Raw genomic sequence first — 16,788 nt, 5'->3', positions numbered from 1 at the left:
ATGATTCAGTGTTGATGCTGATCTTTGGGTAAGATGCGCGCTATTAAACGTATCAAACCATGCTGAAAATACCATGCCTCGCATCGCACTTACCCTTGAATATGACGGATCCCGCTATCATGGTTGGCAGCGCCAATCGGAGGTTGACTCAGTTCAGGCGCGACTTGAAACCGCGTTGTCTCGCGTGGCCGATTCGCCTGTGGAAGTGGTCTGTGCCGGGCGAACCGATGCGGGTGTGCATGCCAGCCATCAGGTTGTTCACTTTGATACAGAGGCGATTCGTTCCGAGCGGGCATGGCTGCTCGGTGTCACCCAGGCTCTGCCGTCAGACATCAGCATCTTGTCTGCCCAGGTTGTTGATTCTGAGTTTCATGCCCGATTCAGTGCAACCGCACGTAGCTATCGCTACATTATCTTGAATCGAATGACGCGCTCTGCACTGCAACGCGGACGGGTCACGTGGTGGCGCGGTTCGCTCGATGAGGGTGCCATGCACGAGGCAGGTCAATATTTACTGGGTGAGCATGATTTCAGCAGCTTCCGTGCGAAGGATTGTCAATCCGTCAGCCCTGTGCGCCATATTGAATCCTTAAGTTTTCGTCGTCAGGGCGAATACGTTTATATGGACATTACAGCCAACGCCTTCCTGCATCACATGGTGCGCACTATTGTGGGCACGCTGTTGCCGGTGGGGGCAGGGGAGCAGCCCGCTGATTCGCTTCGGGATATTCTTCTGGCCAAGCATCGTTCGGCCGCGGGTATGACAGCGCCCGCGGATGGACTGTATCTGGTCAATGTTCGTTATCCCGATTCGTTTGGCATCAAGCAAGCCGGGTCAAAACCGGTATTTTGGGCCTCTAGCTGCGAAATGCAGTCGGGTTGCTGCTAGAATCCTGCCTTTAATTGACGTATTGAGGATTAATTTCCCCATGGCCCTTAAGATGGCCCTATCCATACCGACGGCTCAATCGAGCACTAGATCAGCTCGCTTTGCAGAGGACGCCTCTTTCGTTCGGCAGGAGCGTACGCGGGTGAAAATTTGCGGGTTGACTCGGACGGAGGATGTGGATGCGGCCGTTCAGTATGGTGCGGATGCGGTCGGGTTCGTGTTTGTGCCTGCAAGCAAGCGGAATCTCGCGCCTGAAGCGGCTTTGGCGTTATTCGATCGTGTACCGCCGTTCGTGCAATCGGTAGCACTTTTCCTGGATGCCGACGAGTCGCTGGTCGAGACCGTCATCAGCAAGCTCTCGCCCGACCTGCTGCAATTCCATGGACATGAAACCGGTGCGTACTGCCGTCAGTTTGGCCGCCCGTATATCAAGGCGCTCGGCACGGATTTGTTTGTCGATCCATCAAGTGATTTGCTTGGCCATGCATTGGCAGATCACGCGACAGCGCGTGGTTTTCTGCTGGATAGCCATGCCACCGGCGCACTGGGCGGCACAGGCACGCGTTTCGATTGGCAACATTGGCCGCAAGGCCAATATCCATCGGTACCTTTCATATTGGCAGGAGGGCTTGATGCCACCAACATAGGCGAAGCGATCAAGAGCTTGCAGCCTTACGCGGTTGATGTTTCCAGCGGCGTTGAAACAGCACCCGGCATCAAGTCAGCTAAAAAAATTCAGGAATTTATGAACAAGGTGAACCCAATTGGATAACCCCGAAAATCGAAAAATCAACCCAACCATAGCGGCCTTTGATGCAGCTACCTTCAATTTCGCACAATATCCGGACGAGCATGGTCGCTTTGGTGAGTTTGGCGGCAAGTACGTCGCGGAAACACTGATGGAAGCGATTCAGGAACTTCAGGATGCGTATGCGAAATTTCGTAACGACCCCGAATTAATCCGTGAATTTGAAACCGACCTGAGAGATTATGTTGGCCGCCCTTCGGCCATGTATTACGCCGCACGCATGAGTGAGGCGTACGGTGCGCAAATCTGGTTGAAGCGAGAAGACTTGAACCACACCGGTGCACACAAGATCAACAACGCGATTGGTCAGGCACTGCTCGCCAAACGGCTGGGTAAAACGCGCATCATCGCGGAAACCGGCGCCGGTCAGCATGGGGTAGCCACTGCGACGGTAGCTGCACGCCTTGGCCTTGAGTGTGTGGTGTATATGGGCTCAGAGGATGTCGCCCGTCAGCAGCCCAACGTTTTCCGTATGAAATTACTGGGCGCGAAGGTGGTTCCTGTCGAATCAGGCACCCGCACACTTAAGGATGCGTTGAACGAAGCCATGCGTGACTGGGTTACGAATGTCGATAACACGTTCTACATTATCGGCACCGTGGCAGGGCCGCACCCCTACCCGCAGATGGTTCGGGATTTCCAGTCAGTTATCGGCAAAGAAGCGCGTGCACAGATGCTTGAGAAAACCGGACGTTTGCCGGACGCCATCGTTGCTTGTGTTGGCGGTGGCTCGAACGCCATCGGTATCTTCCACGCCTTCCTCAACGATAAGGATGTGGCTCTTTATGGCGCGGAAGCGGGGGGTGACGGTGTAGCAACCGGTCGTCATGCGGCGCCGTTGACGGCGGGACGCCCCGGTGTGCTGCACGGTAATCGCACCTATCTCATGGAAGACGAGAATGGCCAAATCATCGGTACACACTCCATTTCCGCAGGTTTGGATTATCCGGGCGTGGGGCCGGAACACAGCTGGCTCAAGGATCTTGGGCGGGTGACCTATGACGCGATCACAGACGCCGAAGCCATGAGCGCGTTCCATGATGTCATGCGTTATGAGGGAATCATTCCAGCGTTAGAATCTGCACATGCCGTTGCTTATGCCAAAAAACTTGCCCCCCAATACGGCAAGGACAAAATCATTCTGGTGAATTTGTCCGGTCGTGGTGACAAAGACATCAATACCGTGGCCAAGATGGAAGGGATCAACCTATGAGCCGTATCAGTCCGTTATTTGAACAACTGCGGCAGCAAAACCGTACCGCTCTGATCCCGTACATCACCGCGGGCGATCCCCATCCTGATGCCACGGTCGGCATCATGCACGCCCTGGTCGAAGGTGGTGCTGACATGATCGAGCTTGGTGTTCCATTTTCCGACCCGATGGCCGACGGCCCGGTGATTGCCGCAGCGCATGAGCGCGCATTGGCGCACCATGTGGGTCTGATCCATGTCCTTGATATGGTCAAATCATTCCGCGAGACCAATCTAAAGACACCGGTCATTCTGATGGGGTACCAGAACCCGATTGAGGCCATGGGAACGGATCGTTTTGCCGAGCTGGCACAAGCGGCCGGGCTCGATGGCGTGTTGACAGTCGATTTGCCTCCAGAGGAAGCCGAGCCCGCTTCCAAGGCCTATCGTGCCGTTGGCATCGATCCCATTTTTCTGATTGCGCCGACGACCCATGCCGAACGCGTGCGTCACATCGCGAAAGTGGCTAGTGGCTTTATTTATTATGTTTCACTCAAGGGTGTAACCGGTGCCAGCAACCTGGATACCGATGCGTTGGCCAGTCGATTGCAGGAAATCCGCAGCGATTGCGGCCTTCCTGTTGGCGTTGGGTTTGGTATCAGAAATGCAGAAACGGCTGCCGCTGTCGGCAAAGTGGCCGATGCCGTGATTATTGGCAGTGCGTTGGTGCAATTGATCGCTGATTCCGCAGCCGTTACCAACACGGATAATTGGGCCACGCTCCGCCAGAAACTCCAGGATTTCATGGCGCAGATTCGGATTGCGCTTGATAAAAAAACTCAAAATTAACAACAGTTTGGTGAATGGACTGAACTTGAGGCAAAGACTATGAGCTGGCTGGAAAAATTATTGCCATCACGTATTCGTATCCAAAGCGCAGAAAAACGCGGTGTACCGGAAGGACTATGGATCAAGTGCGAAGGCTGTGATGCCGTGCTGTACCGCGATGAGCTCAAGCGGAACCAGCAGGTATGCCCGAAGTGCGGACATCATATGCGGATTCCCATGCGGGAACGTCTGGATCATTTTCTGGACGAAGCGGGACGAGAAGAACTGTTCGCCAATATCTCTCCTGTGGATATGCTCAAATTCCGTGATCAGAAAAAATATCGCGACCGTATCTCTGCTAGCCAGAAAGCGACCGGAGAGCAGGACGCGCTGATTGTGATGCGCGGTCGGCTGAATGAATTGCCCGTTGTGGTAGCTGGATTCAATTTCGCCTTCATGGGCGGATCGATGGGTTCTGTGGTTGGCGAAAAATTCGTCCGGGCTGTTCAGACTGCAATCGAGCAAAAAACTGCGCTTGTGTGCTTTACAGCCTCCGGTGGCGCACGAATGCAGGAAGCACTGTTTTCATTGATGCAGATGGCAAAAACTTCGGCTGCACTGACCCGGCTCAGCAAGGAAGGTTTACCCTATATCGTGGTATTGACCGATCCGACCATGGGGGGCGTTTCCGCATCCCTGGCGATGCTGGGCGACATTCAAATCGCCGAACCGAACGCACTGATTGGTTTCGCAGGACCGCGGGTTATTGCACAAACCGTGCGTGAAAAACTGCCTGACGGATTCCAGCGCAGCGAGTTCCTGTTGGCGCACGGTGCGATCGACCTGATCGTTCCAAGGCAGCAACTCAAGGAAAAAATCGCTGATCTGGTCGCCATCATGCAGCATCGTGACGCGCCAGTCGCCAAAGCCTGACGTCATCATCAGTGAATCCTGCCCCCGCCCCAAAGGCGCCTTTAGCTGAGTGGTTGTCGTGGCTTGAGGCGAGAAATCCCGCACGGATCGAGCTGGGGCTCAATCGAGTCGCCGAAGTCTGGCGAACACTCAAACTGGAAGGCAATCTGGTTGTGCCGAAGGTGATAACCGTCGCCGGCACGAATGGCAAAGGTTCTTCCGTTGCCCTGCTCGAAGCCATTTTGCTGGCGGAAGGCTATCGCGTCGGCGCCTACACATCCCCGCATATCGAGCGCTTCAACGAGCGCATCCGCCTCATGGGTGCAGACATTACAGACCATCAACTGGTTGACGCCATGCACCAGCTCGCAGCCACGGAGGGTTCCGCGGCGCTTACCTACTACGAGTGGGCCACGCTGGCCGCCTTCCTTGCGTTCTGCTCTGCCAATCTGGATATATGGATACTGGAGGTTGGTCTGGGTGGGCGTCTTGATGCGGTCAATATTCTGGATGCTGATCTTGCTTTGATCACAAACATAGGACTCGACCATCAAGCTTATTTGGGCGATACACGCTCGCAAATCGGCTACGAGAAAGCGGGTGTGCTGCGAGCAGGGCGGGCGGCGGTCTATGCCGATCCCGACCCGATTGAGTCCGTTATCGAACATGCGAGAGCCATCGGTTGCCCTTTGCTCGTTCGAGGAAGGGACTTTATGGTCGAAGCTGATGCCACGGGATGGCGGCTAGTGCTGGGCAATCACACTTCCTACTGGCCACTGCCGGGTATGTTCGGTCGTGCTCAGGTCGATAACGCGGCAGGGGTTGTTGCCTTGCTACAACATCCCGAAAGCCCCCTTGGTATCAGCTCGTCTTCGATTGAAGAAGGGCTTCGGTCTGCAAAGAATCCGGGGCGGTTTGAGCAATGGTTGCACGAAGGGCGTCTGGTCATACTCGATGTGGCGCACAATCTGGAGTCTGTCAGAGCCCTGCTCGATAACCTGCATGCCGTGGCCACGCCATCAAAACGGTTTGCCGTTTTTGGTGCGCTTGATGATAAGCCGATAGAAGCGATGGCCTCACTTTGTCGCCCAGAATTCGATGACTGGTATGCCGGAAGGCTCGATTCTGTTCGCAGTGCATCGGTCGCCAGGCTGTCATCCGCGCTCGAACAACCCCTAATCCGTGAAACGAGTATCACAAGCGCGTATAATGCCGCCTTCGCACAAAGTGCAGTCGGCGATCAGATTATTGCTTTCGGTTCGTTTTATACCGTAAGCGCCATAAGACACGTTTTGAGTCAATCAGGTGCGCATCTTGTCTGAACATGAACAACAGCCCAAATCCACGAATCGACTCAGGCAACGGCTTGTGGGTGGTTTGGTCGTGCTGGCTCTGGCCGTGTTGCTTCTGCCTTTGTGGCTGGATGGTGGCGGACTGAAAACACCCAGTGTGCAGCCCGTGCCGAAAGCACCAACCATTTCTCAGCCTGCGCAAATTACTATTCCTACGCCACCGCCTGCCCAGCAGCAGATTCTGGAAAATCCGCCCGCTTCACCTGTTCCAGAGACAGAGCCGAAGCCAGCGGACACGCAGGCATCCTCTGGTGTAGCACAACAGCCGTCCAAGGTTCCCGCGACTTCTGCGGAATCGACTGCGCCGACCTCAACAAAGCAAACGCCAGAAGCATCTGTTCAAGGCGATCCTCCCAAAAAGCCCACGGCTCCGGCACCGGTGGCGCCGGCAACGCCAGTTGACAAAACACCTGCGCCCAATACCGATAAACCCGCAGCGCCCAGCCCTGCTGCGGTTGCCGGTAATCAGTTGTGGGTAGTCCAATTGGGTAGTTTCTCGGATGAGCTCAATGCCAAGGCATTGGCACGATCCGTTTCTGAATCAGGTTTCAAGGTGGAAATTACCCCGCTTTTCGCCAAGAAGGGGACGGTATGGCGGGTGCGGGTTGGGCCCTACGCAAGTCGCGAATCGGCGGTTAAGGCAACCACACAGCTCCGTGAAAAACTGGGTCGTGATGGCTTGGTAATGCCAAAGTAGTCTGCGGCCTTTTGAGCTGATTTTCTGAATGGATAGGTAATTTATGGTTGTTCTTGATTGGGTCATCGTTGCCGTCGTACTGGTTTCCACCCTGATTTCTCTGGTGCGTGGTTTCGTCAAGGAAGTTCTTTCCCTGTTGACCTGGATTGCGGCTTTCGGTATCGCGCTTGGGTTTTCTCAACCTGCCTCTGCCTATATTCCGCAGGCAGTGGATATTCCTTCCGCCCGAGTGGCACTTGCCTTCCTTGCCTTGTTCGTTCTGGTGCTGATTATTGGCGGAATCATTAACTGGGCGGTTTCTACCGCCGTCAATAAAACGGGATTAAGTGGCACGGATCGCTCTGTCGGTATGGTTTTTGGATTGGCTCGGGGTGTTTTCATCATTGCCATCCTGGTATTGCTCGCGCATTTGACCGCCATGCCGAAGGAGAGTTGGTGGCAGTCTTCAGTGCTTGTTCCACAATTCCAGATCGTATCTGACTGGATTCTGGCATTGCTGCCTGCCGACATTGCACAACATTTTCAGTCGTAACGCATTGATTTAAATAGTGCGTCTTGACGCTAAATTTTTCTATCGGGGTTGATCATTCATGTGTGGCATTATCGGAATCGTGGCCAATGGTCCAGTAAATCAGATGTTGTTTGATGGCTTGACGCTGCTGCAGCATCGGGGACAGGACGCCGCTGGCATTCTGACCTGTGAATCGGATCGGCTCTTCTTGCGCAAGGAAAATGGCCTCGTCAAAGATGTGTTCCATACCCGTCACATGCGTCAGTTGCATGGTCATATGGGTATCGGACATGTGCGCTACCCGACAGCAGGTTGTGATTCATCCGCAGAAGCGCAGCCGTTTTATGTGAATGCGCCTTTTGGGATTGCACTCGGCCACAACGGTAACTTGACCAATGTAGACGAGTTGCGGGCATCGGTGCAAAAGACCGATCACCGGCATATCAATACCAACTCCGATTCTGAAGTCCTGCTGAATGTGTTCGCACATGAACTCTCTGCGGTAGCAGGTGATGAGCCCAAGGTCGAAGATGTGTTTTCCGCCATAAGCGGTGTACACCGACGAGCCAAGGGCGCTTATGCCGTTATCGGCCTGATTGCGGGGCGCGGTATTTTTGCATTCCGTGACCCTTGGGGGATTCGCCCCGTATGTTACGGCCAACGCAAGCATGAATCGGGAAAGACCGAATACATGATCGCCTCCGAGTCAGTGGCAATTGAAGCGAGCGACTTTGAATTGGTCCGTGATCTGGCACCCGGTGAGGCCATCTTCATCAGCCCGGAAGGGGAGGTGAGTTTCAAGCAGTGCGCAGAGCACTCGCAATACACACCGTGCATTTTTGAATTCGTTTATCTTGCCCGCCCGGATTCCATCATAGATGACGTCTCCGTATACCGCGCCCGGATGCGCATGGGTGAAAAACTGGCAGCCAAAATCCTGCGCGAATGGCCAAACCACGATATCGATGTCGTGATTCCCATCCCCGATACCAGCCGGACTGCCGCCCTTGAGATTGCATTCAACTTGAATCTCAAATATCGCGAAGGTTTCGTCAAGAATCGCTATATCGCGCGCACCTTCATCATGCCGGGGCAGGAAATGCGCAAGCGTTCCGTCCGCCAGAAGCTCAACGCCATCGATCTCGAGTTCCGGGGTAAAAACGTGCTGCTTGTCGATGATTCGATCGTCCGTGGCACCACCTCGAGCGAGATCATCCGCATGGCGCGCGAAGCGGGTGCAAACAAGGTGTATCTGGCTTCTGCTGCGCCGCCGGTTCGATACCCCAATGTATATGGAATCGACATGCCGACCGCGAGTGAATTTGTAGCCCATGATCGAGATATAGAACAGATTCGCCAGGCTATTGGGGCAGATTATCTTATTTATCAGGATCTTGATGATCTGATCGAATCGGTTCGAGCGGGTAATCCTTCATTGAAATCATTCGATTGCTCCTGCTTCACCGGCGATTACATCACCGGCGATATCGATCAGAAGTATCTTGATTTACTGTCCAGCCGTCGCAGTGATCATTCCAAGAATCCAACGAGCCAGAAATCCAGAGATATTGTTGCCGTAGGTTTATACAATGTTCAGTGATCGGTTTAGTCGTGCGCTGCAACGCGTGTTGCTTGCGGGTTTGCTTCTATTAACTGCTGGCTTCGACGCACAGGCTCAGGCAATGAATCCAAGTACCGCAGTAATTCCCTCTTCGGTTGTTACAGCACAAAACCATGTGCATGGTCTGCTGATGAGCAGTGGGGCAGGGGATGCGCCTTTCATCATTGTTGACGCATCAGATCAGAGGCTATATCTGTTCGAACGCAATCAACTCAAATTTGAATTTCCCGTTTCAACCTCGGCTGTGGGTGTCGGTTCGGCAGAGGGCAGCAACCGAACCCCATTGGGGCTTCATCGAATTGCCGAAAAATTCGGTGATGGCGAACCCATCGGCATGATATTCAAGGCGCGCCAGCCGACAGGTAAATTGGCAGCCATACAAACCAAGCCCATCAAGGGCGATGGTGATGATGTAACCACGCGCATCATGTGGCTCCAGGGCATGCAACCGGGCGTCAACGAAGGGAAGGGCGTGGATTCCCACGCGCGCTATATTTATATTCACGGCACACCGGAGGAAGGGTTGATCGGCCGCCCCGAGTCTCATGGTTGTATTCGCATGAACAACACACAAGTGATTGAATTATTCAATCAGGTGCCGGTCGGCACGCTGGTTGATATTATTAAGTAAGCTCTGAATAATTCCATCCTGGAATTTTCAGAGGGCGGCACGTCCTTGTGCCGCACGGAATCTCAAATTAAGTCAAAGATTCCTTAAATAAACCAATTCATTCCCAGGAGGAATCCATGCCCGCTTACCGTTCCCGTACGACAACGCATGGCCGCAATATGGCAGGTGCCCGAGCCCTGTGGCGCGCCACCGGCATGAAAGAAGGCGATTTCGGCAAACCCATCATTGCAATCGCCAATTCGTTCACGCAGTTCGTTCCGGGGCACGTGCATCTGAAAGATATGGGGCAACTGGTTGCGCGTGAAATTGAAAAAGCGGGCGGTGTGGCCAAGGAATTCAACACGATTGCGGTAGATGATGGAATTGCCATGGGTCACGGTGGCATGCTCTACAGCCTGCCATCCCGCGATCTGATTGCCGATTCGGTCGAGTATATGGTCAATGCACACTGCGCCGATGCGCTGGTCTGTATTTCAAACTGCGACAAAATCACACCGGGCATGCTCAATGCGGCATTGCGTCTGAATATTCCCGTTGTCTTTGTTTCGGGTGGCCCGATGGAAGCGGGTAAGACCCGTTTGGCTGGAGAAATAGTCAAGCTGGATCTGGTCGATGCGATGGTTCAGGCAGCCGACGATTCTGTGAGCGATGCGGATGTAGAAGCCATTGAACGTTCCGCCTGCCCAACTTGCGGTTCGTGTTCCGGCATGTTCACTGCCAACTCCATGAATTGCTTGACTGAAGCTTTGGGGTTGTCACTTCCCGGTAATGGCTCACTGCTGGCCACCCATGCGGACAGAAAAGAACTGTTCCTGGGTGCAGGGCGCCTGATTGTTGAACTTGCCCGTCGATATTATGAGCAGGATGACGAATCGGTTTTGCCTCGCTCGATTGCCAGTTTCGGTGCATTCGAGAACGCCATGGCGCTTGATATCGCCATGGGTGGATCGACGAATACCGTCTTGCACCTGTTGGCGGCCGCCAATGAGGCCAAGGTCGAATTCACCATGAGTGATATCGACCGGATGAGTCGTCGCATTCCAAATTTGTGCAAAGTTGCCCCCAGTACGCCGCAATATCACATGGAAGATGTACATCGTGCCGGCGGTGTTATGGGTATTCTCGGTGAGCTGGACCGCGCTGGCCTGCTCAATAGCGATTTGCCAACGGTACACAGCGCGAGCATGGCCGCAGCGCTGGATGACTGGGATATAAAACGTCCGTCGGCAAAAGACTCGGTCAAGACATTTTATGCAGCGGGACCAGCGGGTATTCCCACGCAAACGGCATTCTCCCAGGATACACGCTGGCCCAGTCTGGACGAAGATCGTCAAAAGGGTTGCATCCGCAGCATTGAGCACGCCTATAGTCGGGAGGGTGGTCTGGCTGTCCTGTTCGGGAATATTGCCCGTGATGGCTGCATCGTCAAAACGGCGGGTGTTGATGAGTCCATTTGGCAATTCACCGGACGCGCCCGCGTGTTCGAATCACAGGAATCCGCTGTTGAAGCGATTCTCGGAGATCAGATCGTCGCCGGTGATGTGGTTGTTATCCGTTATGAAGGCCCCAAAGGTGGCCCAGGCATGCAGGAAATGCTGTACCCAACCAGCTACCTCAAGTCCAAAGGTCTTGGAAAACAGTGCGCTTTGCTCACTGACGGACGTTTTTCCGGTGGTACATCTGGTTTGTCGATCGGCCATGCGTCACCAGAAGCTGCCGCAGGCGGTGACATTGCACTCGTAGAAGAAGGTGATGTCATCGTGATTGATATCCCCAACCGAAGTATCAATGTTGCGTTGGATGAATCGGAACTGGCTACGCGCAGAATTAAAATGCATGAGCGCGGCGAACTGGCGTGGCACCCCGTGCACCGCGACCGGATCGTCAGTCAGGCGCTGAAAGCGTACGCACTGATGACCACTTCAGCCGATCGCGGTGCAGTTCGTGACCTGGATCAGATTACAAGCAAGGTGCATTCGAATTTCTAAATGTCGGATACGGTTGGAGATCAGGTGCAGACTGAGTGTATTTACTTCGAATGACAATAAGGAACTCGAGCGCGCGGCAAACGTTGCGGCTGTCGCTTTCCTACACGTTAAAAGCCCAACCTTGGGCGGCATCTGAAAGTGACAGGCCCGCATCAACGAACCGCAAGGCGTACACCGTGCCAGAACCGTTGAAGCCAGGTTTGACACTTTTGCAGCCAGCGAACGAAGCGGCCTCGGGCGAATCGGTGGAAAGTGTCGAAGTATCATCGGCTTGCCCTTTGGTGGCCGTATTTGCTGCTTCGCATAATAGATATTATGTTAAATAGGGCCGGTGAGTTTAGTGGTCCTCTTGTATGGTTCTTATGATCGGCGTACTCCGTTGCGTCGTTTCGAAGTAAACTTCTCATCACCCGCCAGATAGCCCGCCAGATAGTAATTATCATTGCAGCGACCATGTCAAATGGCGGCTCGCGATTAATTCGAGCTGAACTAATATCAAGGATTGGTGACGACGATGGACACACATTCATTCGATCATAGAACATCATCAGACGGACTGGACGCACAGCCAGTGAATTGGGAGCTCGCGGCGGCTTCAATGGAATCCGTTCTCTCCCAGTCCTCTGCTCATCGCAAAACCCGTCTTGTGGATTTGCTGGTTCAGGCCGAGAACATGCTCATGGATGCGCGTCGAATTCGTCAGCCGCAGTTGGCAAATGCTTTGGATCGCCTTTTGCACGCCATCCAGCAGGAATTGATTGCGCCCGCTGAGGATTTCAGTCGTCTGATTCGACTGATTCGGCACATTGATCGGATTATCAAGAACATGCTCCTTATCTCTCATAGAGATGCCCTGCCCGTTGCTTTGATTATCGGCACCCAGGAACCTTCCGATGTATTGAGGGACGCCTTGTCTCGATCTGGGTTTGCGCCTCGGACAATCAATGCCCAGGCGGTAGATCATGCCAAGGTTAAAGTACTTGCAGCTGAGGCTGAATTGATTATGCTCCTGGTTCAGGGTGATGAGTCTGTAGCCAGCCTAGATATCCCCTTTCAGTTGATCGAGAATGAACTTCGGCATAAGACATCGCTCCTGATTTCCAGCAAGGACTCTTTTCAGATCCGTGCCGCAGCCGCCAAGGCTGGTGTCTCGCATTTCCTTACAGAGCCGCTGGATGTGAGTCGTCTCAATACGTTACTGCAATCATCTCGCATTTTGGATGAAGATGATAAGCCACTGAAAGTGCTTATGGTTGATGACATGGTGACTGCCGGTGTCTATTGGGGGAAGCACTTCCAGAAGCAAAACATCAATTTCCGTTTTGAATCGAAGCCCGAGCAAGCCTATCGCAGTGCGGTCGAGATGCAGCCTGATATCATCCTGCTTGATCTTTATATGCCCGATATCGATGGAATCGATTTGGCGAAGATTTTTCGAGAGCACCCTCGTTTGCGCGATGTGCCGATTTTATTCATGTCGACCGAGGAAAATGATCGCCGACGCATGAACGCCAAGATTCAAGGCGGTGACGATTTCCTCAATAAAACGATTGCGATCGACGATCTGCTGAAAATGGTTCGTTATCGAGCTTTGCGCTATCGCCAGTCAATGGCTGAAAAGCGCAGCGATTCTCTGACCGGTTTGCTGAACCACAACGCCATCAAGGATCTGGTCGAGGCTGAAATCGATCGCGCTAACCGCCAGAATCAGCAGTTGTCTGTCGTTCTGATTGATATCGATCATTTCAAGAATGTGAACGATACCTATGGCCACCAAGCGGGCGACATCGTCATCAGAAAGCTATCGAATCTGTTGAATACGCGGCTGCGTCGGTACGATGGCGTCGGACGCTATGGTGGCGAAGAATTTATGGTCACCCTGCCAAACACAGACGAGCAAACAGCCGCGCATTTGATCAATCGGCTTAGAGTGCAATTCGGTCAGTCAGGCACGCTTACAGAGAACGGCAGCAACCTGTTCTGCACGTTCAGTGCCGGTATTGCGAGTTTTCCACGCTTTCTTGACCTGACATCTTTGATTGAAGCGGCAGATCAGCATTTGTACGTGGCCAAAGCAAATGGTAGAAATCGGGTTGTTTGTAGCGAAGAGGCGCTTGGCGCGTCTACCTTAGGTAAATGCTGATTTATTCCATCCTTGGAATAAATCAGCTCGCTCATCGCGGTACACGCCCGCGATGGCTCTCACGAATCAAAGGCTTATGTCCTTGTTCGTGTTGGGGCATCCTGCCCCAAGCGGGAAGCACTGAATAAATCAGTGCTCCCTTAGAGTCCGACTGAATTCGCAATGCCCCTATCATGGGTCTACAATGTTTAGAAATTTTCACACCGAGGTATCTATGGACGTTCTTGAGCGTATTGACCAGTTTGTTAAACAAAATCCCGTTATTATTTTTATGAAAGGCACACCGCAGTTTCCAAGCTGCGGTTTCTCCAGCCGCACAGCTGAAGCGTTAAAGGCCTGTCAGGTGCCATTTGGCTATGTCAATGTATTGGCTGACCCGGAGATCTTTGAAAACCTACCCCGTTACCGCGATTGGCCTACATTTCCGCAAGTTTATGTGAATGGCGAACTCATTGGTGGTTGCGACATTACGTTGGAAATGTTCGAGCGTGGAGAGTTGCAACCTCTGGTTGAAGCTGCCGTTAAAGCTCAAGAAGGTAATCAGGACTGAGTCAGTTCGATAATCTCCCGAAGCAAAGCGGTCGCATAGCTTCCTGATTCCAACGCAAACGACAGATTGAGGATGCGGCCGCCCTCCTCTGTCTTTTCTTCACACTGCAAACCGGTTACCGGTGCCATCAAAGCGCGTCGGTCATGATCAACACGCCAGTCATGCAAATGGCTTGACCAGTTTTCAGCGCCATAACGCGACAAAACCTCTGCCGCGATTCGGTTTTCCTCGGCCTGAACACACTCCCCGGCAGGACTCGGCCCCTTGCCCCAAAGTGGCCCCGTGAGCCAAATATCTTTAATATCAATTCGTTGCTGCGCGTTGTTCAATTCTTCATCAACAACCAAAAACCAACTATTCGTGCCCGCAAGGCGAGCCAGATCGCCAGCTTTGGCGGTGGCTTCCGTACTCCGGGACAGACGATCGGACAAGACCCGGTTGAAGATTTCAGCTCTGAGCGTCGAAATGCCCCAGTTTCGATCAGCGCGACTGATTGAACGGGCGTTCGATAATCGTCCCAGCTTTTCGAGCAACGCATAGTTGCCGCCAGCGTGCCCGAATCGCTGCTCGGCAAAGTAGTTGGGGAAACCTTGCTCTTCTAACCTGTCCAGCCGTTGCACAAATTCCGGGTCATCACCGATCACATTGCGAATCGTTATCGAAAAACGATTGCCTCTATGATTACCACGGCGCAACTTCTTGCGATGCAGGTTCCAGCGAAGTACTACCACGTGATCTGGTAATGCATCGATCCAGTCCGGCGGGTTCTCTGGTGAATGGGATGGCATCAGAGGCAGGCTTACCCACTGAGTGGTAACCGCGAGTTTGTCCTTCATGCCACAAAAACCGATGTCTCTCTCAGCCATTCCGGACAATTTGGACAGCGCACCCAGCATCTGCCCCGTGGTTATTCCCGTTTTCTCGATCAGAAACAGACCGTGAGTGCCTTCTCCATCCGGTTCAAATCCGAGGATTTCATCAACGCGGAAGTCTGCTGGAGACTGTTTCAACTGCCCTTTCAGAATGGGCGGAGCGTCGCGATACGACAACTGATCCAGTGGCCCGGAGCTGATACTCATTCGAGCAGCTCGAACCGCCAGGCGATTGACTCACCCGCGCGTAAGGGCACAAGGCGCTGATTGTCTTCTACAGGGAAGCTGTCGGGTACTTGTGTGGTGGTTCGCGTCAGCCGTACGCGTTTTTCATTGATGGGCAGCCGGTAAAAAAGCGGGCCATTCAGGCTGGTAAAGGCCTCCAGTTGATCCAATTTGCCTACTTCATCAAATGCTTCGGCATACAACTCCAAAGCAGCGTAACCGGTAAATGCACCGGCACAACCACAAGCAGATTCCTTGCTAGATTGCGTGTGTGGTGCCGTATCGGTACCCATGAAGAATTTTGGATTACCGGACGTGGCGGCATTCAGCAGGGATTGCCGATGCGTTTCGCGCTTGAGTATGGGCAAGCAGTAATAGTGTGGCCGGATGCCGCCGACAAGCATGGCATTGCGGTTGTACAGCAAATGATGTGCCGTGATGGTGGCCGCAACCCGCTCCGATTGGCTCATGACAAACTCGACCGCTTGGGTTGTCGTGATGTGCTCCATCACCAGTCGCAAATCAGGGAATCGATTCAGAATGGGGGTAAGTACACGGTCTATGAACACCGCTTCACGATCGAAAATATCGATGTTCGGATCAACCACTTCGCCATGAACCAGCAAGGGCAAACCGGAACGAGCCAATTCACCCAACAGGTGATCGATGCTCAATGGATCACGCACACCTCGGTCCGAGTTGGTTGTCGCCCCTGCCGGATACAATTTGACGGCATGAACATAAGGGCAGGCAGCTGCGGCGGCCAGTTCCTCAACGGTTGTCTGCTCGGTGAGATACAGCGTCATCAACGGCTCGAAAGATATTCCTTCCGGAATGGCAGCCAAGATGCGGTTTCGATAAGCCATGGCCTCGGCAACTGTTGTCACGGGCGGAACCAAATTGGGCATGATGATCGCCCGATGGCATTGTTTTGCGGTAAATGGTGCGACTGCTTTAAGCATTGCACCATCGCGCAGATGTACATGCCAATCGTCCGGTTGCCGGATCACAAGTTCATTCATAAGGGAGCTTCGGTCTTAAAGAAAATAAGTGGGCCATTTACCATGCAATGTACGCCCAGCCTTGCTCCTGATACTCCATCAGTGCAGCGGCACCGACCTGGCGAATCTTGGCGAAGGAGCGCATATCGCTATCCTTGTAGCCGACGGTGTGCATGGTGTTGCCACAGGCCACAAATTGCACGCCGTAGTTTTCTGCGAAGCCCTGAACCCGCTCGTAGATCAGCTTGTCCACCGGGCGTTTCGGGTCTTTGGCCAGAATGTGGATGCCCTTGGAAAAGGCAACTACGGCCAATTGGATATTGCCGCCGAACTCGGTGAGCAGCGCGCTCATGGAGTTGAGGATGTGGGTCTGGTACTCGGTATCGTCCTGATTCAACTGAAAGACAAGATGGTGCTGGGGCTTGTCTCCGGGGAATCTTAATTCATCAGCCGCCTGTGCGCTTTTCACGCCGAGGGCCAATGAACTGGCGCCTGCCATCGCCGTAATGAACTGACGACGATTTTTAAGAATATCCGACATACTGACACTCCTGATACTTCATTCTGAC

At 53.3% G+C, this 16,788-nt stretch carries 16 protein-coding genes; 13 read left to right on the top strand and 3 right to left on the bottom strand.

The window, feature by feature from the left end:
* The first annotated feature begins 73 nt into the window (after positions 1 to 73).
* The 13 genes from truA (at position 74) to grxD (ending at position 14,121) form a co-directional block, all read left to right on the top strand.
* Positions 74 to 889 carry a tRNA pseudouridine(38-40) synthase TruA gene (truA, locus tag PHD44_RS04745; RefSeq protein ID WP_300188601.1) on the top strand — a complete coding sequence of 272 codons (816 nt, stop codon included), beginning with the start codon at positions 74 to 76 and terminating at the stop codon, positions 887 to 889.
* Positions 890 to 1,031: 142 nt separating this feature from the next.
* Complete coding sequence (locus tag PHD44_RS04740; RefSeq protein ID WP_300188599.1) at positions 1,032 to 1,661, top strand: phosphoribosylanthranilate isomerase; 630 nt, start codon at positions 1,032 to 1,034, stop codon at positions 1,659 to 1,661.
* 28 nt (positions 1,662 to 1,689) lie between these two features.
* Entirely contained in the window at positions 1,690 to 2,910 is a 1,221-nt protein-coding gene (trpB, locus tag PHD44_RS04735) for a tryptophan synthase subunit beta (RefSeq protein ID WP_300188670.1), read from the top strand.
* Positions 2,907 to 3,737 (top strand): tryptophan synthase subunit alpha, encoded by an 831-nt coding sequence (trpA, locus tag PHD44_RS04730; RefSeq protein ID WP_300188597.1) that lies wholly within the window; start codon positions 2,907 to 2,909, stop codon positions 3,735 to 3,737. The genes trpB and trpA overlap by 4 nt, the downstream gene beginning before the upstream one ends.
* Positions 3,738 to 3,776: 39 nt before the next feature.
* On the top strand, positions 3,777 to 4,649 hold the full coding sequence (accD, locus tag PHD44_RS04725; RefSeq protein WP_300188596.1) for an acetyl-CoA carboxylase, carboxyltransferase subunit beta: 873 nt from the start codon (positions 3,777 to 3,779) through the stop codon (positions 4,647 to 4,649).
* Positions 4,650 to 4,660: 11 nt separating this feature from the next.
* Positions 4,661 to 5,950: a folylpolyglutamate synthase/dihydrofolate synthase family protein gene (locus PHD44_RS04720; RefSeq protein WP_300188594.1), complete on the top strand. Its 1,290-nt coding sequence runs from the start codon at positions 4,661 to 4,663 to the stop codon at positions 5,948 to 5,950.
* Positions 5,943 to 6,677 (top strand): SPOR domain-containing protein, encoded by a 735-nt coding sequence (locus PHD44_RS04715; protein WP_300188591.1) that lies wholly within the window; start codon positions 5,943 to 5,945, stop codon positions 6,675 to 6,677. Before PHD44_RS04720 ends, PHD44_RS04715 begins: the two co-directional genes overlap by 8 nt.
* A gap of 43 nt (positions 6,678 to 6,720) precedes the next feature.
* The gene (locus PHD44_RS04710; protein ID WP_300188588.1) at positions 6,721 to 7,209 is read left to right on the top strand and encodes a CvpA family protein; all 489 of its coding nucleotides are present in this window, start codon (positions 6,721 to 6,723) and stop codon (positions 7,207 to 7,209) included.
* Positions 7,210 to 7,267: 58 nt separating this feature from the next.
* Positions 7,268 to 8,788 (top strand): amidophosphoribosyltransferase, encoded by a 1,521-nt coding sequence (purF, locus tag PHD44_RS04705; protein ID WP_300188585.1) that lies wholly within the window; start codon positions 7,268 to 7,270, stop codon positions 8,786 to 8,788.
* Positions 8,778 to 9,440 carry a L,D-transpeptidase gene (locus PHD44_RS04700; protein WP_300188583.1) on the top strand — a complete coding sequence of 221 codons (663 nt, stop codon included), beginning with the start codon at positions 8,778 to 8,780 and terminating at the stop codon, positions 9,438 to 9,440. Before purF ends, PHD44_RS04700 begins: the two co-directional genes overlap by 11 nt.
* Positions 9,441 to 9,556: 116 nt before the next feature.
* Positions 9,557 to 11,428, top strand: coding sequence for a dihydroxy-acid dehydratase (ilvD, locus tag PHD44_RS04695; RefSeq protein WP_300188580.1), 1,872 nt, complete (start codon positions 9,557 to 9,559; stop codon positions 11,426 to 11,428).
* A 514-nt stretch (positions 11,429 to 11,942) separates the two neighbouring features.
* Entirely contained in the window at positions 11,943 to 13,571 is a 1,629-nt protein-coding gene (locus tag PHD44_RS04690) for a diguanylate cyclase (RefSeq protein ID WP_300188577.1), read from the top strand.
* 214 nt (positions 13,572 to 13,785) lie between these two features.
* Entirely contained in the window at positions 13,786 to 14,121 is a 336-nt protein-coding gene (grxD, locus tag PHD44_RS04685; protein ID WP_300188574.1) for a Grx4 family monothiol glutaredoxin, read from the top strand.
* Here grxD and truD read toward each other — a convergent pair.
* The 3 genes from truD to PHD44_RS04670 are packed head-to-tail and all read right to left on the bottom strand — an operon-like array spanning position 14,112 to position 16,760.
* A complete protein-coding gene (gene truD, locus PHD44_RS04680; protein ID WP_300188571.1) occupies positions 14,112 to 15,200 on the bottom strand; it encodes a tRNA pseudouridine(13) synthase TruD in 1,089 nt (362 codons plus the stop codon). The two genes, grxD and truD, sit on opposite strands and share 10 nt — an antisense overlap.
* Positions 15,197 to 16,240, bottom strand: coding sequence for a dihydroorotase (pyrC, locus tag PHD44_RS04675; protein ID WP_300188568.1), 1,044 nt, complete (start codon positions 16,238 to 16,240; stop codon positions 15,197 to 15,199). Before pyrC ends, truD begins: the two co-directional genes overlap by 4 nt.
* A 37-nt stretch (positions 16,241 to 16,277) precedes the next feature.
* The gene (locus tag PHD44_RS04670) at positions 16,278 to 16,760 is read right to left on the bottom strand and encodes a DsrE family protein (RefSeq protein WP_300188566.1); all 483 of its coding nucleotides are present in this window, start codon (positions 16,758 to 16,760) and stop codon (positions 16,278 to 16,280) included.
* Positions 16,761 to 16,788: the final 28 nt, after the last annotated feature.

The organism is Halothiobacillus sp. (assembly GCF_028710545.1).
Lineage (GTDB): Bacteria > Pseudomonadota > Gammaproteobacteria > Halothiobacillales > Halothiobacillaceae > Halothiobacillus.
Note: the sequence above shows the minus strand (reverse complement) of the source record. Positions and strands in the feature narration are given on the sequence as shown.